Source organism: Pectobacterium colocasium (assembly GCF_020181655.1).
Lineage (GTDB): Bacteria > Pseudomonadota > Gammaproteobacteria > Enterobacterales > Enterobacteriaceae > Pectobacterium > Pectobacterium colocasium.
Window position 1 is genome coordinate 1,166,832 of the sequence record NZ_CP084032.1, and the last position, 22,254, is coordinate 1,189,085.

General features: G+C 55.5%; 5 protein-coding genes. 1 reads left to right on the top strand and 4 read right to left on the bottom strand.

Annotation, left to right across the window (positions count from 1 at the left end):
* Nucleotides 1-280 precede the first annotated feature (280 nt).
* On the top strand, nt 281-1,489 hold the full coding sequence (locus tag LCF41_RS05220; RefSeq protein ID WP_225087177.1) for a glycoside hydrolase family 28 protein: 1,209 nt from the start codon (nt 281-283) through the stop codon (nt 1,487-1,489).
* A gap of 110 nt (nt 1,490-1,599) precedes the next feature.
* Here LCF41_RS05220 and LCF41_RS05225 read toward each other — a convergent pair whose 3' ends face one another.
* The 4 genes from LCF41_RS05225 to LCF41_RS05240 all read right to left on the bottom strand — a co-directional run bounded on the left by LCF41_RS05225 (nt 1,600) and on the right by LCF41_RS05240 (nt 21,493).
* Nucleotides 1,600-2,769: an HlyD family type I secretion periplasmic adaptor subunit gene (locus LCF41_RS05225; protein ID WP_225087178.1), complete on the bottom strand. Its 1,170-nt coding sequence runs from the start codon at nt 2,767-2,769 to the stop codon at nt 1,600-1,602.
* Between the two features lie 11 nt (nt 2,770-2,780).
* Nucleotides 2,781-4,919: a type I secretion system permease/ATPase gene (locus tag LCF41_RS05230; protein ID WP_225087179.1), complete on the bottom strand. Its 2,139-nt coding sequence runs from the start codon at nt 4,917-4,919 to the stop codon at nt 2,781-2,783.
* Between the two features lie 84 nt (nt 4,920-5,003).
* Nucleotides 5,004-6,404, bottom strand: a complete 1,401-nt coding sequence (locus LCF41_RS05235; protein ID WP_431191553.1) for a TolC family outer membrane protein — start codon at nt 6,402-6,404, stop codon at nt 5,004-5,006.
* A 479-nt stretch (nt 6,405-6,883) separates the two neighbouring features.
* Complete coding sequence (locus LCF41_RS05240; protein ID WP_225087181.1) at nt 6,884-21,493, bottom strand: Ig-like domain-containing protein; 14,610 nt, start codon at nt 21,491-21,493, stop codon at nt 6,884-6,886.
* Between the last annotated feature and the right edge of the window lie 761 nt (nt 21,494-22,254).

A 22,254-nucleotide genomic window follows, 5' to 3' on the forward strand; every position in this document is an offset into this window, starting at 1 on the left:
ATGTGCGACAATTTTTAGTTTCTATAAAACGTTTTATTTTTCTTATTAATAAAAAAGAAAATGAAATTTATTTTTTAGTCACAACAAAATTGCGGATATCTACACCCTAAATAATTCGAGTTGCAGGAAGGCGGCAACAGCGCGACAAATCCGTTTTAAACCGATTTGAACGCTGCTTGCAGCGGCCCTTTAGGGCGAGGCTCGCGACGGGCCGAGTATTTGAGAGAAGCCAACGCGCCTGCGGCTTGAAGTATGACGGGGATACAAGGGAAGGTTTGACATGGAATACCAATCAGGCAAGCGAGTTTTATCTCTATCATTAGGGCTTATCGGCCTGTTTAGCGCTTCGGCATGGGCTTCTGACTCACGAACGGTGAGTGAGCCGAAAGTACCGTCCTCCTGTACCGTGCTTAAAGCGGACAGCAGTACGGCCACCAGCGCCATTCAAAAAGCCCTGAATAATTGTGAGAAAGGGAAAGCAGTAAGGTTGAGTGCAGGAAGCACTTCCGTCTTTCTGAGCGGCCCGCTTTCTCTGCCTTCGGGCGTCAGCTTGTTAATCGACAAAGGGGTGACGCTGCGGGCAGTGAATAACGCCAAATCTTTTGAGAATGCGGCGTCGTCCTGTGGTGTAGTGGATAACAACGGTAAAGGTTGTAATGCATTTATTACCGCCGCGAGTACCACGAATAGCGGAATCTATGGGCCGGGCATCATTGATGGGCAAGGGGGTGTGAAGCTTCAGGATAAGAAGGTAAGCTGGTGGGATCTGGCCGCCGATGCCAAAGTGAAAAAGCTGAAACAGAATACCCCTCGTCTGATTCAAATTAACAAGAGCAAGAATTTCACGCTGTATAACGTTTCCCTCATCAACTCCCCGAATTTCCACGTCGTGTTCAGCGATGGTGATGGTTTAACTGCGTGGAAAACCACGATCAAAACGCCGTCCACCGCCAGAAACACCGACGGTATCGATCCGATGTCGTCAAAAAACATCACCATCGCTTACAGCAGTATTTCCACGGGTGACGATAATGTGGCGATCAAAGCCTATAAAGGCCGTGCCGAGACGCGCAATGTTTCCATTTTACATAACGAATTCGGAACAGGTCACGGTATGTCGATCGGCAGCGAAACGATGGGGGTTTACAACGTAACCGTCGATGACCTGAATATGAATGGCACCACGAACGGTTTGCGCATTAAGAGTGACAAGTCGGCCGCTGGGGTGGTCAATGGTGTTCGGTATAGCAATGTCGTCATGAAGAATGTGGCGAAACCGATTGTGATTGATACGGTATATGAGAAAAAAGAGGGAAGTAATGTTCCTGAGTGGAGCGACATTACATTTAAAGATATTACGTCCCAAACCAAAGGTGTCGTGGTACTGAACGGCGAGAACGCGAAAAAGCCGATAGAAGTCACCATGAAGAACGTCACACTGACGAGCGACAGTACCTGGCAAATCAAGAACGTCACCGTTAAGAAGTAGTTCGATTAAGTAATAACTTGGTTAAACAATAGCTCGGTTAAATAGTCGCGCTACATGAACAGCGCCGCCGGTTCCCCGTGCGGCGCTGTTTTATTTGTGCACACGCGGGATTAACGTTCACGCAGCGCTTCATTGACCTTGTTCAGTGGTTTAATCAGATAGTCCAGTACGCTTTTTTGGCCGGTTTTTATCTCCACGCTGGCGACCATGCCGGGCACGATGGGGAATGTTTCCCCGGCTTTGTTGGTTAGCTCTGCCTGCGTGGTACGCACATAGACTCGATAATAAAACTGATCGCGCCTGACTTCGTCCTGAAGCGTGTCGGGCGACACGCTTTCGACTTCCCCCGTTAAGTTGCCGTAGATGGAGGAATCATAGGCGGTGATTTTTACCGTGGCGGGCAAACCCGGCCTGATATAGGCAATATCGCGCGGGTTGATGCGCGTTTCGATCAGCAACTGATCCTCCAACGGGACGATTTCCATCAGCTTGCCGCCCGGTTGCAGTACGCCACCAACGGTTGTTACCTGAATATCTTTCACAATCCCGCGTACCGGTGACGTAATGGTGGCGCGCTTGAGCTGATCGGCTTTCCCGCTGACCACTTCCATCTGAGCTTCCAGATCGGCGTTGTTTTTGACCTGTTCTTCCCGCGCCCGTACGGCGTATTGGTTGTTGGCTTCGTCGATTTTGCCACGGATTTCGCTAATCTGACGGCGTAACCGGATCACCTCGACGGTGCTGGCGGCACCGCGCTGCACCAGCGGCTCTGTCATCCGCAGCTCTTGCTCCACCAGCCGCATAGACTGTTGCAGGTTGGCGACCGTTTCATCACGATTGCGCAACCGTGATTCATAAAGCTGACGTTCGCGTGCGGCCAGCGCAGGTTCCTTCATGGTTTCCGCACTGAATGTTAGCGGTTCGCCGCTGAGCTCGGCTTGCAGACGTTCGGCGGACGCCCGCAGCGTCTGCACGCGGGAGAAGGCTTCGCCGTAGACTGACTGGAAGCGGTTGACGTCCAACTGCGCCAGCACCTGTCCCTTCTCAACGACGTTACCTTGTTGCACATAGATCTGGCCGATAATCCCGCCGTCCAGGCTTTCAATCACCTGTGCGCGGGTCGAGGGGGTGACCTTACCGCTCCCGACCGACACCTCATCCAGCACGGCGAAGGTGGCCCAGATAAAAAAGACGACCAGCCCCAGCAGGCTGAGCCAGATAATGACGGAGACGCGTCGACCCTGGCGTTTCAGGTCATCATGGATAGTGATGCTACTCATTGTGTTTCCCCTTACGCCACGCTCTGCGCGGTATCAGCCGGTTTACTGACCGCCTTCAAAATCTGGTCACGCGGGCCATCTGCCACGATGCGTCCGCCATCCATGACGACCACCCGGTCAACCAGCTTGAGCAGCGCCGGGCGGTGCGTCACCAGTACCAGCGTGCGTCCCGTAAGCCAACTGCTTAACTGGTGAATCACGTGGCTTTCCAACTGTTCGTCCATCGACGCCGTGGGCTCATCCAGCAGGACGATCTGGGGATTACGCAACAGCATCCGGCTGAGCAGAATCATCTGCCGCTGCCCGCCGGATAAACCGCGTCCGCCTTCATGAATGATGCGATCCAGGCTGGAGGCATCTTGCTGGATCAAGCTGAGTGCGCCGCTAATACGCAGCGCCTGCAACAGCTCCTGCTCGGTGGCATGCGGATTGCCGAGCATCAGGTTTTGCCGCAGGCTGCCGAAGAACAGGCGTGATTCCTGTGACAGGAAGCCTAGTTGGCGGCGGACATCCGCCGGATCGATCTGGCTGATATCGACGCCATCAATAATGACCTTGCCGCGCGTCGCGGTCGCCTGATTAGCAAGCAGCTTGAGCAGGGTGGATTTACCCGCGCCGACCTTACCCAGCAGTGCCACTTTTTCGCCCGGTTTGATCTCCAGCTTGCCGACCTGCAAGGCGGTATCACCTTTTTCGGGGGCGTAGCTGTATTGCACGTTGTGGATCTGGAAGTGCCCCTGAAGGATCGGGCAGTGTGCCATTTTGCCGTCCTCCGGTCGATCCAGCGGTTTTTGCAAGATGTCATCCAGCCCGGTCATGGCGGTTTTCGCGTGTTGCCAGCGGGAAAACACCATGGTTAACTGCATGAGCGGGGCGATGGTGCGTGAGGAAAGCAGGCTACAGGCCACGAGCGTACCGGTGGTGATATCGCCCGCCAGCACCAGATAGCTGCCGAAGACCAGCATGCCCGCATAGGTGAGCTGTTGGACGGTCGATGCCCAGCCGCTGAGCCGTGCCCCCCACACGCGCTGCTTCATCCCGATGGCGGCGCTGACTTCGTGAGTTTGCTCCCATTGGCGCTGGAAGTAGGGTTCGGCCTGCAACGCCTTGATATCTTCGATCCCTTCGATGGATTCCACCAGCACCGCATTGCGCAATGCGCTTTCACGCATCCCTTCTTTGGCGAGTTTCGCCATCGGCCATTGCAGCATCAGGCCGGGAATCACAATCAGCGGGATCGCCAGCATGGGGATCATCACCAGCGGCCCGCCGATCATCGCCATGATGCCGAGAAATAGCAAGACGAACGGCATGTCAGCGGCTGCCCCGACGGTCGTTGAGGTTAGCAGTTCACGCACCTGATCGATTTCTCGCAACTGAGAAATAAACGAGCCGGTAGATTTCGGCCGGGCCTCGTTTTTTATCGCCAGCGCGCGGGCGAACAGCATACCCGACACGTTCAGATCGATGCTCTTGCCCATCAGATCGGAGACGACGGTGCGCGATAAACGGATGGCGTACTCTAATGCGGCAGCCAGCAACACGCCGAAGAACAGCACCCACAAGGTGGGAATCGACTGCGCGGGAATCACGCGGTCATACACCTGCATGGAGAACAGAATCCCCGCCAGTGCCAGAACATTACCCACGATAGAGGCGAGAGAAATTTCCCCTATCTGCCGTTTTGCACCACGAAAATGTTGCCAGAACCAGTGCTTGCGGTACGGTTTGACGAAATCATCGATGCGGGTGTCGCGGCCACGTTCTGCGATGCCGACCAGCACGATAATCCCCTGACTGTGTTTGATGAGCTCAGTCAGTTCGGCTTCGCGCTGAAGGTCGCCGCCGTCATTCAGCCAGTAGGTGGCGATGCCTTCGTCATTCAATGATTCGATGACGATGACGCCGCCGTCATCGGTTTCTGCCAATACCGGTAAGATCTGGTTGCGCCAGCGGAGCTTCTCCGTATGGCGCAGGCTGATGCTCAACCCCATCAGGTGACTGATTTGTTCTAACTGGCGGGCAATCGGCTGCTGTTCGTACCAGCGCATCTGCTGGTGTACCGACTGGGTATCCATCACCTGTCCATAGTGGGTGGCGGCGCGAGCCATCGCGGCAATCCAGACTTCAGTTTGGGTGACTTGTGTCATTGAGATTCCTGCATGTTCTTATCCGGCATGTTCTTATCCGGCATGTTCTTATCCGGCATAGTCTTATCCGGCAGGTGAGCCGGCTTACAGCGACGGTAACGTCTCGCCAGTGGCTTGATGACGCTCAATGCCCAACATATCCAGCAGATTATCGACGGCCGCGGCATAGTTAACCGCTGCTTCCCAGCCGTCATATAACGCGCCGATGCGTGAGGTTTCAGCCTGCAATACATCTTGTTCAACGCTGAGCAGGTCGTTCAGGCTGCGTTTGCTGAGTTTGTATTCATCCTGATAAACGTTGCGGGTGTAGGTCGCGCTGGTAATTTGCTGTTGGCTGGCTTTCTCACGCTGCTGTGCGCCGATGAGATCGGCATACGCCGTTGAGGCTTTCTGGTTCATATCCAGTTTCGCCGCTTCGACTTCGGCCTGTGCGGCTTCGCGCGTACCTGCCGCAGCATCAACGCGTGCGCTGACGGCGCCGCCCTGATAAAGCGGGGCTTCCACAACCAGCTGTAGCTGATCGTCCCAGTAATTACGTCTGTCGGTTTCATAGCGGGTACGGCCCATCTGTACGGCAATGGTCGGCCAGTGCTGGGCTTCCGCCTGGCGAATCCGGTGGCGTGAGGCCTCCTGCTTGGATTGGGCGCTTAGCACGGCATTACTTTGCTGGTAGGGCAGTGCCTTGAGCGTAATTTTTTGTTGCAGCAGCGCACGGGGCAGGTCGGGCAGGGAAGTGGGGAGAACGCCGGTCAGCACGCTGAGCTGGGCCAGCGAGGAGCGTTCCAGCGCACGGTATTGCTCCTGCGTTGCCCTCATGCCCGCAATGCGGGTTTCCGCCTGTAGGACATCGGATTGCGTACTGAGACCGGCCTCGGAGCGGAGCGTCGCGGTGTCTTTGACCTGACTGAGCGACGTGATATTACGCTCGGCCGCTTGACTCAGTTCCTGATAGCGTTTGACCTTCAGATAGGTCAACAAGGTTTGCTGACCGACCGTGGTCATGACGCCGTAGAGTTGATAGCGATAGGCATCTGACAGGCTGTGCTGCTCATCAATGCTGCCACCTGTCTTACCAAAATCGTACAGGAGCTGTTTTAGCGTGAGTCCCGCCGTGGAATTGTTGCTCATCGTACCGCCACTATCGCTTTGATCTGAGCGACCCACATTGCCGCTCAGGCCGATTTGCGGGAACCAGGCGCTTTGTGCAACGCGCAGATCGGCTTCGCCGACGCGAATTTGTGCCGAGGCCTGCGCAATTTGTGGGTTACGTGCAAACGCGCGGAGAATCGCCTGCTTGAGATCCAGACTATCGACCTGCTGTTCTGTCGGTGCCGCTGACCAGTCAAACGCGACGTCCTGCGTGAACGCGGGCTGACTATAAAAGAAGGAAGCACTACCGCAGACCACTCCAAGCGCGAGGACATAGCGCGGTGTGTGATGGCGTAATGTGTGAGTCAAAAAAGCGCGATTGCGCGGAAAAAACATGCCCCTGATAAAAAATCTGATAAGAAATGATTTGTGCATCAATTACCCCTGTTTTCATCACGCTTTGTTTTAGTTCCTTTACACATATTTGTGCCGCTACCGAGGCAGTTTCATTCTGTCTCTGGGACACGTATCTATGCTGCTTTTGAGACTGTTTCGTGCGCGATAATAGCGCTATTTTTATGCTACCTCGTAGCACGCGCCCGACTCGGGACGGCTCAAACGCCGCTCGCCCCGAGACCCCAGGCTTTTGGCGGAAATTATGCCGCTACGCGGTGCCATCGTCGGTATCAGGTTTAACGGACCGCTTGCGACACGTTCCATACGTGGCGCAAGCTTTCGCCGCGTCCATGCGGCTTATCCTAAACCTGCTATCTCCTCTGCATAATTTCTTACGCCGGATAACGACAAAATCCGCGTTGATCTCCGCATTTGTGTATAAGCAGCAGCCCTTGACCGAGCCAGCGCTTAACACACCGTTACACCATATTGACGAGCAGGCCTTGCTGCACCAGTACATCTCCCAGGTTGTTGGCGTTATCCAGCGATGAATGGTGGTAGACGTCGAAACGTTGGCCATCAATATCGCGTTGCCCTACCGTGCTCCAGACGCCTTCGCCCGGAATCAGGTTCACCTGATTCCCTTCGCCTCCGACAATCAGCAGATCGTCTTCGGGTCGGTCGGTGACATTCAGGGCGCGGTCAAGATCCAGTGTGATGCTGTTGGTGCCGTTTTTGCCTAAATCGAAGATCTCTACGTTATCGATTTTCAGCCCCAACGCGGTGAGATCCAGATTGAGCTCGGTGCCATCCAGAACCAGCGTGTCAATGCCGTCACCACCGTCGATCTGAGTAAAGTCGAGCGTTGAAAGCGTAATGATGTCGTCGCCTTCGCTGCCTTCGACATCCTCGCCCGTTTGCACCGTACCGTCGGCCAGACTGATGACGACGCCACCGATGGCATACACGCTGTCTTCCACTTCGGTGCTGGTGCTCTTGTCGATGGTTTGTGTCTCGCTGAGCGTGGCTGCCGCCATTTTCGAGCTGACATTAAGGGGTTGCACGTCGGTGCTTTCCCCGGTGTCGAGCGGTTCGCTAGACAGCGAGGCCACCTGAGCGAGACTGCTATCGTCAACGTCCAGCGCCATCATGCTCGCCAGCGGTAACCCAAGGGAGATTCCGGATGTTAATCCGGCGGATACGCCGGTGAAGTTACCCGCCTGATCGGTGACGGAGGCTTCAACGGCTGTTCCCAACAGCGCGGTCAAAATGGCACCCACGTTGAAAACGTTGATGCCCAGTAGCGAACTACTGAAATGTGCACTCCACTTGCCATCGGCACCGACCGTGCCCTGTAGCGTTTGGCCGAGCAGCGTGACGGTCACCTTGGCACCTTGCTGCACGTAGCGCGAGGTGCCGCTGACGGTGACGCCGTTCGCCAACAGCCCAACGGTGTTGCCAATCAGCGACCCCACCGCGTCAATCCCCAACTGCGGTAGCTGGTGGGTTTTGACGACAACGTTGGTGCCGGTACTGTTGGTGTTGCCATAGCGATCGGTGACGCTGACGCCAATGGTTAAATTGCCATCGGCAATGTTGAGCAGGTTGGCGCTCGGCACGCTGATGCTCCAGGTGCCGTTGCTGGCGACAGTGGCGCTGAGTACAAGCCCGCCGACGGTCAGGGTGATGCTACCGCCAGCCGCATTGGTCGTGGTTCCACTGATTATCTGGTTTATGCCTGCTTCGGCCAGATTCAGATAGCCATCGCCGCCAAACAGTGAGCCGAGGCTGACCGTTGGCAGGGCATGAATGCCCACGCCGATCGAGGCACCTGCGCTGGTGGTTTTTCCTGCGGCGTTGGTCAGAGAAGCACTGAGGGACAGCGTGCCGTCAGTCAGATTGTTGAGATCGAGCGCAGGCAGGCTGACCGACCAGCTACCGTTGTTTTGCACGACGGCAGAGTAGGTCTTGGTCCCCAGTGAAATCTGGATAGTGGAACCTACCGCATTGGTGCTGGTACCGCTGATGACCTGACCCGCGGCAGCCTCGACGGCATTCAACAGGCCGTCACCGCCAAACAACGGGTTAATCGCAATGGTTGGCAAGGCGTTAATAATGACATTCAAGGCACTGGTGGTTTCCCCTACGTTACCCGCGGCATCAACCAGACGAACGCCGACGTTAGTCACACCATCTACGAGCGCCTTCAGGTCGAGACTTGGGACTGGCAAGCTCCAGCTACCGTTGGCACCGACCGTTGTGGTGTAGGTTTTGCTGCCCAGCGTGACGCTGAGCGTGGTACCTGCTGCCACATTGGTTGTCGTTCCGCTGATGGTTTGTGCGCTCAACAGGCTGGAAAGATCCAGCACGCCGTTGTTGAACAAGGGGTTGAGGGTGATAGTCGGTGGCAGGATGGAAACGTTGAGACCTGCGCTGATGCTATTACTGTTACCCGCCGGGTCGGTCACCGTCGCACTGACTGTGAGGTTGCCATTGGCCAGGCCGGACAGTTGCAGTGGCGTGACGCTGGCGCTCCAGGTGCCGTCATTGCCAACGGTAGCGTTGAGCGTCAGGGTGCCAATGCGTATGACAATCGACGAGCCCGCCGCAGCGTTGGTGGTGGTACCGCTAATCGTCTGTGTCAGCGCGGCTTCTGCGGCATTGAGGAAACCATCGCCGCCAAACAGTGAGCCAAGGCTAATCGTCGGCAGATTTTTGGCAATGATGTTGATCGCGCTACTGACGGTGCTCGTGTTGCCGGACGCATTGGTGATAGAAACGCCGAGTGTGGTGCTGCCATCGGCTAACGCGCTGAGGTCCGATGGTTGCAGCGTCAGGCTAAACGCGCCGCCTGCCCCGACCGTAGACAGGAAGGTTTTTCCGCCAAGGGTTACCGCAACCTGCGAACCTGCGCTGGCATTGGTGACCACACCACTGATCGTTTGTGCCACCAGTGCTTCTGCCGCGTTGATAAAGCCATCGCCGCCAAATATCGGGTTCAGCGTAATTACCGGCTGTGCGAAATCGAACGTGATGCCGGCACTGCCCGTGGTGCTATTACCGACACTGTCTGTCGCGGTGGCGCTCACGGTGAAATCACCGCTGCCCAGCCCTTGCAGAATACCCAGTACGCTTGGGGTGACGGTTGTACTCCACTTGCCATCCGATCCGACAGTGGCTGTAGCGATTTGTGAACCTGCAATGCTCAGCGTAATGGTTCTGCCAGCCAGACCGGTGGCTGTACCGCTGAGGATTTGGCCGGTCAGCAGGTCGCCCAGATTTAGCAGGCTGTCGCCAAAGACGGGGTTGAGCGTAATGCTCGGCAGATTTTTGATCACGGCCGGAACGTTCACGATCTGACTGGCGGTGTTGCCCGCCTGATCGGTGACCGTGACGCCAAGCGCCAGCGTTCCATCTTGCAAAGCCTGAAGATCCAACGCAGGAACGGTCAAGCTCCAGGCACCGCCTGCGCCGACGCTGATCCCGGTGTAAACCTTGGTACCTAGCGTCACACTCACCGTCGCCCCTAATGCGACGCTGCCGCCGCTCACTACACCGCTGATGATCTGGCTGGTTGCGACATCTACTGCATTCAACGCGCCGTCAGTGAAGGCAATAACGGAGTTGATGACTGGGAGAGATTTCAGCACATCAATATTGACCAACTGATTCTTCACGTTGCCGTGTGAATCGACAATGTCGACGTTAACCGCGAGCAGGCCATCGCTCAGACCGGCGAACAGATTCGGGGCAAGGGCGACACTCCAGGCGCCGTTTGCACCCACGGTGCCTTCCACCGTATTGCCCAGGATGGTGACCTGTACTTTCGCACCCAGATAGTTCCCTGTCGCATTACCGCTGATGACCTGCGTGACCAGTGATTCGGCCAGATTGAGGATGCCATCGTTACCGAAGATATCCGTAATACCTGCCCCGAGCGTCTTGTTCAGCGCAACATCCAGCGTGACATCAAGGTGTGTGCTATTGCCTGAGGTATCGGTCAGCGTCACGCCGATGACCTGCGGCCCGTCGATCAGGTTTTGCAGATTGACGGACAGCACCGGAATCGTCCATTTGCCGTCAGAGCCGACGGTTGTCGTGCCCGTCAACGGCCCGGCGGTTAACGTGACGGTAGCCCCGACTTCGCCTGTACCGGTGATTGCTGCGCCCGCCACGGCTTCAGCTAACGTCAGGATATTGTCATCGAACAGCGTCACGCTGAGCAGTGGAATACCCGTATCGACGGTAACGACCTGCGTATCCGTGGTGGTATTTCCTGCTATGTCCGTGAGCGTCGCGGTAATGGTGTGGCTGCCATCGTTCAACTGTGCCAGATCGGAAGCAGGGACACTCACACTCCAGGTGCCGGTGGCGGAAACCTGAGCCGTGTAAGTTTTGCCATTCAGCACCACACTGACGAGTTGTCCGGCCTCCGTGGTGGAAGCTGTCCCCGTAATCGTCTGGGCGGTGCTGGCTTCCGTACTGTTCAGTATGTTATCACCGGCAAAAGCCACGATATTTAATGTCGGCGCGATGGTATCGACTAACACTGTTTTGGTGTCAGTGATTAGCGGAAATGCCGTTACGGTTGCCGAGACCGTGGTATTACCGTTAGTCGAGAAATAGGTGCTGGCGGAAATGGTGGTTTCCCAGACGCCATTGGTATCGGTCGTGATGATGCCAATAACTGGCACGCCCCCGATTAATACCGTAATTGGACTCATCGGTGGAATGCCAGTCACCCGCCCAGAAATGGTAACATTACCGTTTATCTCGGCAGCGTTGATAATGTCGTCGTTTGCGATTGCGTCGATCACCATAGTCATGGACGGTGGTGTCAGATTGACATTGAATCCTACGTTGGCTTGTGTTGCCGGATTACCCGCTTTATCTGTCGCATCGGCGGTGATGGTGTACGTCGTATTTGCCAGAGCTTGCAGCGCGGCAGGAGGGATGGTAACGCTCCATGTGCCGCCAGCGAGAATTTGCGTCGTATAACTGACGTTATTCAGCCTGACGGTCACGGTTTGTCCCACTTCCAAATCAGTGGCAGTACCGCTGATGGTCTGCGTGGTGCGGCTTTCCGCGTAGCTGAGGCCATCCAGCCCAGCAAAGGCGGTAATCGCCAGCGTCGGTGAGACCTGTACGGCAAGGATTGCCTGAGAATTCAGCGTCGCGCTGTTGCCCTGGCTATCTGTTGCCGTGATAACGATATTCTGCGTTCCGTCAGCAAGCAGACTGAGTTGCGTTGGGGTCAGTGTGGCTGTCCATACGCCTCCGTTAATCTGTGTGACGAGCGGTTGTCCGCCAAACGTGACGGTCACACTCACCGCATCACCCGCGCTGCCGCTAAGCGTTCTGCCCGCCAGCGTTGCGGCTTCTGCGATACTCAGATAGCCATCATCAAACGGCGTATTCAGCGTGATGGCTGGTGGCGTGAGATCGCTGGTAAAGATGAGTGGGGTAGATCCGGTGTTGCCTGCCTCATCGACGGCGGTCACCGTGATGGTATGTTGACCATCGACCAGCGAATTCAATGCGTTAGGCGGGAGTGTAACGGACCAGTTGCCGCTGCTATCCACCGTTGCCGTGTAGCGAATACCGTTGAGGTCGATCTCCAGTTTAACGTTTTGCCCGTTACCGCTAATTTGCGTGCGGCCAGAGAACGTCAGTGCAGATGCGGCTTCGGCGATATTCAGGATATTATCAATACCAAACGGCGTCACGTCGATAATTGGGGCAGGCAGCGTCTGTGCCGAACTCACATCGATCGGGGTACTGGTAATCGCATTACCAACCCAATCGGTGACCTTGACGCTAATGCTGTAATTGCCTTCGGTGAAGATCGACAGATCGGCAGGACTCAGCGCTCTGGACCAGCCGCCGACGCCGTCTGCGGTGGCGGTAAAGGTGGTGGTTGCCAGCGTGGTTTTATTGGTCACCGTAATGGTGACTTCCTGGCCTGCGCTGGTAATACCGGTTTTGCCGGTTAAGGTCTGGATGGACTGAATCTCAGTGGCGTTAAGGATGCCGTCGCCAAAAGGCAAATCTAACGTTGGTACCGGCAGGGTGGTGGTCAGCACATTCGCCGTGGCTGCTGCGGTACTGGTGTTGCCCGCAGAATCGGTGACGATGACGGTGAAATTCACCGTACCATCCGGCAGGTCGATCAGCGTCTGACGATCCAGCGAGAGCGACCAACTGCCGTCAGGGTTCACGGTGGCAGGGACGCTGGTGCCGTTAATGCTGACCGACACGGTTTGCCCCACGTTGCTGGAGAGCCCCGTTTGTCCAGATAGTGTAGCGCCCGGCTGTGCATCGGCCAGACTCAGTTTGCCATCGCCGAACGGAGTATCCAGCGAGGCGACAGGCACGCCCACAATGACGCTGGTGAACGTTCCGCTTCCTGTTCCGATATTGCCCGCATGATCCGTGACGGTCACGTTAATGGTGTGTGTGCCATCGCCTAATGCCGACAAATCGGCGGCAGGCAGCGTCACACTCCACTGGCCGTTTGCCGCCACCGTGGCGTTGTAGGTGGTGGTTATCGCGCCATTGGTAACGGCAACAGACACGCTCTGTCCGGGATCGATGATCCCCGTTGTGCCCGTCAGCAACTGATCCACCGTGCTTTCCGCCTGATTTAGCACGCCGTCAACAAACGGTGTGGCGATACTGATGGCAAAATTGGTGTGGATGACGACATCCAGCGTGGCGCTCGCACTGCCGGTATTGCCCGCGCTGTCTGTTACCGTCACGCTGACCTGCACGTTGCCATCCGCCAGAATGCTGAGTGCATTGGCCGGAATGGTGGCGCTCCACAGGCCGCCTGCGAGCGTCACGCCCGTTACGGTATAAGCCCCGATCGTGACCTGAATCGTTGTCCCGACGGGCAGGTTGGTGTAGGTGCCGCCGATGGTCGTTTCCGTTGCCAGTTCCGCGCTTGTCAGGACATTATTGTCATAGAGCGCATTCAGCGTCAGCGTCGGCAGCGACTGCGTTTTTAGCGTGATATCAATGCTGCTTGTGCTGGCATTTCCTGCACCGTCGGTCACGCTGGCTTCAAGCGTCTTCACACCGTCGCCCAACGCCAGCAGATCGTTTGCCGTAATGGCGATTTGCCAGATGCCGTTACTATCGGCGACAGTGCTATAAACTGCTGTGCCGACTTTGATGGTGACCAAAAGACCCGCCTCGCCTTTGCCGCTTAACGGGAGTCCGGCCAACGCGTCTGCCAACCCGATATCGCTGGTGTCGACCAGCGCATCGATAGACAGTAAAGGGGGAATGGTATCGACCGTAAACGGATGCGTCGCGGTGGCTGGGTTCTGTGCGATGTCGTTGACTGCCGCGGTCACATTCTGATTGCCCTGCGGCAGATTTTGTACATCGCTGGCGGGAACGGTCGTGCTCCAGCTGCCGTCTGCGCCAACGGTCGCCAGATAGGTTTTATTATTCAGCGTTACCGTGACGCGCTGTCCCGTCTGAACATTTGTCGTTGAACCGGAAATGAGCAGAGCAGATTGCGCATCCTGCGCGCTGACGACATCGTCGCCAGACAGGGTCGCGATGGTGATAGCGGGCAGGTTGGCGGCATCGGTGATGACAGTGATGTTATGCGTCGCCGAACCAGGGTTACCACTTACGTCCGTCACGCTGGCACTCACCGTTTGTTTACCATCAGGTATGTTGCCGACATCCGTTGCAGGAACTTGTACGCTCCAACTGCCATCTGCGCCTACTGTAGCAACGTAGGTTTGATTGTTGAGGGTGACGGTGACCTGCTGACCCTGTTCCACATTTTGGCTGCTGCCGTTGATCGTCAACGGCTGACTAGATTCGGCCAGATTGAGGTAATCATCGGTCGACAGCGTCGCTATCGTTAGGGTCGGCGCTTTGGCTGGGTCGGTATCCAGCGTAATCGAATGGCTTACCGTACCGATATTGCCGGCAGCGTCGGTCAAGCTAGCCGTGATCGCGGTGATACCGTTCGGCATGTTTTGCAGGTCGCCAGCGGGCACGGTTACGCTCCAGGTGCCGTCGGCTTGCGCCAGCCCCTGATAGATCTGCCCGTTGATGGTGACGCTAACAATGATCGGACGACCGCTGTCGTTGATGGGCGACGTCCCGCTGATCACCACCGGTTGCAGGCTTTCCGCGATGTTGATGATATCGTCAGTGCTAATCGGATTGATGGTCAGCACCGGTGGCGTCAAATCAACGAATGCACTGCTCTGAACGGTGGAGGTGTTGCCCGCCGCATCGCTGACGGTAACAGAAATGTTAAGGAGACCGTCTGCCAACACCGTCAGAACGGACGACGGCAATTGCAGGCTCCAGTTGCCGTTGCCATCAACCGTGCCGGAGTAAACCGTAGTGCCAATAGTGACGCTGATGGTTTGCCCGGCTCCGCGCAGGCCCGTGGTACCGTAGAGGGTCTGCCCGCCCTGTGCATCGCTGAGATTCAGATAACCGTTGCTGAATGGCATATGCAGCGAGGCCACCGGTGGGTTATGGATGCTGACGCCCAACTGCTGCGTACCCGACAGGGCATTACCCGCCTGATCAACCGCCGTGACATTTACCGTAATGATGCCATCTCCCAGCGCTTGCAGATCGGCAGGCTGAATGGGGGCGCTCCAGGTTCCGTCTGGCTGTACCTGAACGGTATAGGTTTTCCCGTTAAGTATGACGTTGACGTCCGTGCCAGGCGCGACGTTGACGGCACCGCCGTTAATGGTTATGCCGCTTGCCGCTTCCTGCACATTTAGCTGGTTATCCCCGGTAATTGGCGCAATAGACAGGCCGCTTGCATTGGTATTCACCGTCACGCTGCTACTGGATGTCGCGGTATTACCGGAGACATCGCTTACGCTGACGGTAATCGTCTGGCTACCGTTAGTCAGCAGAGCCATGTCAGCATCTGAGATCGTCGTGCTCCAGTTCCCATTCGACAGCACTTGAGCGGTATACGTTTTGCCATTGAAGCTAATCGTCACCGTCTGGCCTTGCTCAACGTTTTTACTGGTGCCGCTGAGTACCTGGCTGACGTGTACTTCTGCTCCGTCAACAATGTTATTGCCCGCGAACGTTCCAATCGTGATGATCGGTGCGTTGAGCGGGCTGGCATCGACGGCAACAGTCTGTGTGACCGTGGTGGTATTGCCTGCGGTATCGGTCAGGCGTGTCACGACGCTGTAACTGCCATCGGACAGACTAGCCAGGTCGGCTGACGGAATCGTGATGCTCCAGGTGCCGTCACTGCCGACGATACCGCTATAGACTTTGCCATTCAGCGTTGTGGTAACGGTTTGTCCTGCGCTGGACGGCGAGGCGGTGCCGGTTAACAACTGATCGCTCTGTACCTCGGTGCTGTTCAGGATGTTGTCGGTCGTAATGTTGCCCGTCGTCAACGTCGGCGGGGTGCGAGCCACGGTAATGTTGCTGGTTAGGGAACTGCTGTTGCCAGCAGCGTCGCTAACGCTAACCTGCAATGTTGTGGTTCCGTTCGGCAGATTTTGCAGACCGTTTACAGGGAGTAAAATGGTCCAGTTGCCTGCGGTGTCAACAACCCCTGTGTACGTCACGCCGCCCAGCGTGGCGGTGACGGTTTGCCCCGGTGAAGTGATACCCGTTGTACCGCTGAGCGTCTGGGTAACACTCGCCTCTGCGGCATTGAGGATACCATCGCTGAACGGTGTGTTTAGCGTCAATGATGGGCTGCTGTTGGTAAACACATCAATGGTACGGCTACCGCTCAACGCGTTTCCTGCGCTGTCTACCGTTGTTACGGTGAGGGTTGTGTTGCCGTCGGCCAGTGCGCTGACGTCCGCTGCTGATACGGTGATGCTCCACGAACCGTTCGGCTGTACGACGCCGTCGTAGCTTTTCCCGTTCAGCATGATGGTGACGGTTGTGCCCGCTGTCACGTTCTGGCTGCTACCGTTGACGGTCAGATCTTGCGCCGCCTCGATTTGGTTCAGTTTGTCGTCACCCGCGATGGTATCGATGGCGATACCGCTCAGAGAGGTGTTCACCGTAATCGTCTGGCTGATCGTTGCCGGGTTACCGCTGACGTCGTTGACGCCGATCGTGACGGTATGCGTGCCTTGTGCCAGATGAAGGAGATCGGCAGACGGCACGCTGACGCGCCATTGGCCGTTGCTGTCGACCGTTGTGGTGTAGGTGTTGTCGCCGAGCGTTACGGTCACACGTTGCCCAGCCTCGACATTCAGGCTGTTACCGCTGATGACTTGCGCGACGTTGATTTCACCGCCGTCGATGATGTTATTGAGCGCGATGGGGTTGACGGTGAGCAGAGGCAGGTTGGCCGGGCTGGCATCCAGTGTTAATGATCCGGTACTGGTGGTCGTGTTGCCTGATGCTCCGGTCAATCTTGCCGTCACGGTGTAGTTACCGTCAGCCAGCGCCTGAAGATCGGCGGAGGGGATCGTGGTACTCCAGCTACCGTCAGGCTGAATCTGCGCCTGATAATTTTTATTGTTGATCGTAACGGTGACGGTGCGACCCGCATCCGACTGTAGTGCATTACCGGATATCACCTGATCGTTCAGGCTCTCGGCGGCGTTGATGATACCGTCATTGGTCAACGGTCTCAGCGTCAGAATGGGGAGCGTCAGATCGACAGTAACATCGCGAGTGATTTCAATGTTGTTACCCGCGCTGTCCGTTGCCTCTACGTGGATAGCCTGTACGCTGCTCGGCAGAAGTTGTAGATCGGCGGCGGGAAGCGCAGCACTCCAGTTTCCCTGATTATCCACGGTAGCGGCATAGGTTTTGCCGTTCAGCGTAATGATGACGCTTTGGCCCCCACCAGTAATCCCGGTTTTCCCTGTCAGGTTCTGCCCATTAGCGGCTTCGATGATGTTCAGTATGCCATCGCCGAAAGGCTGGTTAATCGTTGGCTGTGGTAGGTTATTAATATGAATATCAATATCACGGCTGGCAGTAACGGGAACATCACCGGGGTTGGCAACGCTGGCGGTAATGGTGGCCTTACCATCCGGTAAGGCGAGCATGTCGCTACTTTCAACAGTGACGCTCCAGTTACCGTTCGCGGCAATGGTGCCAATGTAAGTTTTGCCATTAAGCGTCACGGTAACGCTTTCGCCCGGTGTGACATTGACCGTTGAACCTGAAATCGTCAGCGGCTGTGACGCTTCGAGGCGATTGATCTGGTTATCTAGTGCAACAATGCTGATAGAGATGCTGTCATTACTCGTATCGATAGAGGACCAGGTTTCGTAGTTCCCGGTGTTACCTGCCAGATCGGTGACCTGAGCGGAGATCGATACCGTTCCCTCACTGAGTTCAACCATATGCTCAGCCGGAATTTCTACACTCCAGTCGCCACCACTCTGAATGGTAGCGAAGTAGAACTTCTTGTTGAGGAGAATGGTGGCAACCTGACCGGCTTCCACATTCGAACTGGTGCCCGTTAGCCACTGGCTGACTTTCAGAGCGGCCGCTGTGATGACGTTATTTTCATCAACAAAAGCATTTACGAAGATTGTCGGTTGGAGCGCAGGATCGGCGCTGAGCGTGACGGACTTCTCGACGCTGGAGGTATTACCGACAGCATCGGTGAGCGAGGCCGTTAGCGTATAGCTGCCATCGGCCATGCCGCGCAGAGCCGCGGTGGGCAAATTGATGCTCCAGTTGCCATCATTACCGACGACGCCGGTATAGAACTGCCCATCGAACGTGATAACGACAGTACGACCCGCTTCGCTAATTGAGGCGGTACCGTTGACGCTCTGGTTGCTTTGCGATTCGACCAGATTGATGGTGTCGTCGCCCGCAATCGTACCGATGGTCAGGATCGGAGCCGTAAAGTCGGTAGGGCTGATAAATGTCTTGCTGGCTTGGTTTCCTGCGGCGTCTTGTGCCGTGACCAACAGCGTGTTATTACCTTCCGGTAACTGCTGGAGATCGGCCGCAGGGACGGTAACTTTCCAGTTACCTGCGGTATCTACCGTTCCAGTATAAGATTTCCCGCCGAAGGACAAGATGACTGTCTGCCCAGCGCCGCTGACGCCGGTGTGGCCGGTAATGGTCTGGCTGACCAGCGCTTCTGCACTGTTCAGAGAACCGTTGCCGAATGGCGTGTCAATCGTTGGCTGTGGCAGCGTATGAATGTGTACGCCCAGTGTCTGTGCGTCGCTGACGGTAGCGCTTCCCGCCACCGTCACGCTGGCGGTTAAGGTCGCATTGCCATCTGACAGAAGCTGGAGATCGGCGCTGGGGATTTGCAGCGTCCAACTGCCGTCTGCGGCAACGGTGGTGGTGTAGTTTTTCCCGTTCAGCGTAACGGTCACCGTCTGCCCTGCGGGAACATTGGCGGTATTACCGTTGATCGCCAGCGGTTGCAGGGATTCAGCCTGACTCAATAGGTTGTCGCTGGCGATAATATTGATGGCGATGCTGTCGCCAGATTTGTCTACGGTGATATCGCGACTTCCGCTTACTGCGTTACCTGCTTTGTTGCTCACATTAACGCTAATACTGTGTGCACCGTCTGCCAGCAGTGCGATATCCACGGCTGAAACTGTGATGCTCCAGGTTCCACCTGACTGCACGGTCGCAAGATAGGTTTTCCCATTCAGGCTGATGGTAACCACTTGTCCCGCTTCAACGTTGGTGGTTGTCCCGCTCAACTGCTGACCGACTTTGGCTTCTGCACCGTCGATGACGTTATCGTCTGCGAAGTTATTTATGGTGATGGTTGGCGCCGTGGTTGCGCCACTGTCAATAGTCAGAGGACGGGTTACCGTTGTGGTGTTACCTGCGGCATCGGTCAGCGTAACGGTCAGGTTATGGCTCCCGTCCGCAATAGCGACCAAATCGGCCGTTGGCAGCGTGATACTCCAGTTTCCGTCGTTGCCGACAGTCGTGGTGTAGGTTTGCCCGTTGAGTGTAACGGTGATCGGGAGACCCGCTTCGCTGAGTGAAGCTGTTCCGTTGACCACCTGGTTGACGGCCAGCTCTGCACCATTGAGGACATCGTCCTGAGCGATAGCGGAGACGTTGAGCGTCGGCGGCGTCGTATCAACGCTGATGTTCTGTGTGACGGTTGTTTCGTTGCCTGCGATATCGCGGACGACAATCTCCAGCACGCTGATATTGTCCGATGGCAGGTTTTGCAGGATGTCTTTGGGGATCGTCACCGTCCAGTTCCCGTTGGCATCCACCGTGCCGGTAACATAATTCCCACCGATCGTTAGGCCGACAGTTTGGCCTCTGCCGCTAATCCCGGTTTCCCCACTGATGACCTGATCCTGCGCGGCTTCGGCGGCGTTTAATACGCCGTCGGCGAACGGTGGGGCGGTCAGTGTGATAGTCGGAAGCGTATTGATGTGCACATCCAGCGTATGGTTGACGGTAACGGTTTCTCCGCTGATCCCTTGTACGCTGGCCGTAATAGTGTTGCTGCCGTCAGTCAGGGCAAGCAGGTCGGCACTGGGGATATCCACAGACCATTTGCCATCAGTGCCTGTGGTGGTGGTGTAGGTCTTTCCGTTCAATGTCACGGTGACGGTTTGGCCTGCGGCAACGTTGGCTGTCGTCCCACTGACCGTCAGCGGCTGCCCTGCTTCCACGGCATTCAGGCGGTCATCTGTTGAAACGATGCTGATGTTGACTGCTTCGACATTGGTGTCCACCGTGATGGTTTGCGGAGGCAGGGTGGTGGTGTTGCCTGCTTTATCCGTTAATGATGCCACCAGATTGTAGGTGCCGTTCGTCAGCGCCTGCATGTCGCCGGAAGGAATCGTAACACTCCATGAGCCATCGCTTCCTACCGTTGTGGTGTAGGTCGTGCCATTAAATGTCACCGTCACGGTCTGACCGACATCTGACAGGGAAGCGGTACCGGAGACAGACTGCGAAGACTGGAGTTCGTCGGCGGTGATCAGATTGTTGCCGGTAAATGGCGACAGAGACAGTTCCGGCGGTGTGGTGTCGACAATGATGGTGCGGTTAACCACGGTGGTATTACCGGCGTTATCGGTCACGCTGAACGTCATTGCGTGGTCGCCTTCGCCCAGCGTACTCAGATCGGCGGCAGGGATGGTGAGGGTCCAGTTACCGGCGGCATTAATGGTCGTGGTATACGTTTTTCCATTTAGCGTGATAGTGACGTTCTGGCCCGCTTCCCCCGTTCCGTTTAGAACCTGACCGTTTGCCAGCTCCCCTACGGTGAGGTAATTGTCGCCTGTAAATTTATCAACGGTCAAATTCGGAGGCAGGGTATCAATGGTGAGATCGAGGGTTTTCTCATGGATGACGCCATTTGCATCCGTCACGCTCACTTTTAAGGCGTAAATGCCGTCTTCCAGCCCGGTAAACGCATCTGCTGGCAGTGTAAAACTCCAGGTGCCGTCGGCTGCAATGGTCGTGGTATAGACCACACCGTTCAATGTGATGGTGACGATTTGCCCTGCGCTGATGCCTGTTGTTTTTCCGCTAAGAGTATGGGCTTCCCCTATCTCTGTGCGGTTTAGGATATTGTCTCCAGCGAAGGGATTAATGGTTAAAGATTCAGGTGGGGTTGGCGTGGTGGATTTATTGTCGCTGCTTGATGAACCGACAGCGATGGCAGCTCCACCGATAGCAACGGCACCAAGAATACCGCCTAGCGTGGCCGCAGAAATCGTGCTGGTGGTGGTGCTTCCAATCAACAATGATGTCATATCGCCCAGCGTGGAATATTCTGGCGTAAGAGCAGCGGCTTCTGCTGCGAGTGTCGCTCCTTCAGCCGCCGCCGCACCTGAGAACTGCGCATGGATGAGACGGGTGCCATCGTCAAAAACCAGTTCGCTGTGATAACCGGCGGCATCCAGCGTGAAGAAGCTTTCATAGCGGACGGTGGTACCGTCTTTCATATGTAAGATAAGATCGTCGCCGAGGCGTTCATAGCGGGACACGATGTCCGGTGTGCCATAAATTCTTACGGTGCTGCTCTCCAGCAGCTCGACATTTGTGGTTCCTTCCGGGACAGCTCTGATAAATTTACCACCCTGACGAGACAGGATATTTGCATTTCCCGCAATAACATTCATATCTGACATGAAATAGCCTCTTGCTTATCTGCAACCATTGTCTTAATACCTCTCTCATCGGATCAGTGTCGCGGTGGGAGACGTATGGGATATGCACCACCAACAAAAAGCGGGGTGCTAAAGCTGACCTGGTTCAGAAACAAAAAGCAGAAAGAAATAGTCAAATATGGCTAAATAGATTGCTGTGTATCCCTCTTCCATGTGGATTAGTCCATTGGGATGAAACTCACCCAATTCTTGATATTTATAGGTGTGGCTTAACTAAAAATCCAACTTTTTTGAAATGTTTTGAAATAAAAATATGACAATATTCCTACGTATTAAATAGCTTAGTCGTATTACCCTTCGTTATTAATAATTACCATACTAACTATAGTGTTTAATTATCATCACCTAATGTTCGTAAAGGCATGATAATAGGTTTTTTGTGCGCTTTTGGGGCGGTATGGCTTAGGTTATTAACCTTTTTTATAATGTGGTTATTTATATTGTTTGTATCAATTTGTGTTTATTATTGTTGGAAATGAGAAATGCGCGTTGACGAAGCGTGTCATCGGTAAAACGATAACTAATCGTGATAATTCATCATTATTTCTAATGCGTTGTGCTGATGAGGCTGGATGTGGGATATGTATATACCCGTCATACTTCAAGTTGCATGTGCGTTGGCTACGTTCAAATACTCGGCCCGTCGTGGGCCTTGCCCTGAAGGGTCAACGCTTTGCGTTGTTCAAAACGTTAACGTTTTGTCCTGAAACTCGAATTATTTG

Coding starts and splice junctions, on each gene's coding strand:
- LCF41_RS05220 (WP_225087177.1), top strand. CDS start 281: ATGGAATACCAATCAGGCAAGCGAGTTTTATCTCTATCATTAGGGCTT.
- LCF41_RS05225 (WP_225087178.1), bottom strand. CDS start 2,769: ATGAGTAGCATCACTATCCATGATGACCTGAAACGCCAGGGTCGACGC.
- LCF41_RS05230 (WP_225087179.1), bottom strand. CDS start 4,919: ATGACACAAGTCACCCAAACTGAAGTCTGGATTGCCGCGATGGCTCGC.
- LCF41_RS05235 (WP_431191553.1), bottom strand. CDS start 6,404: ATGTTTTTTCCGCGCAATCGCGCTTTTTTGACTCACACATTACGCCAT.
- LCF41_RS05240 (WP_225087181.1), bottom strand. CDS start 21,493: ATGTCAGATATGAATGTTATTGCGGGAAATGCAAATATCCTGTCTCGT.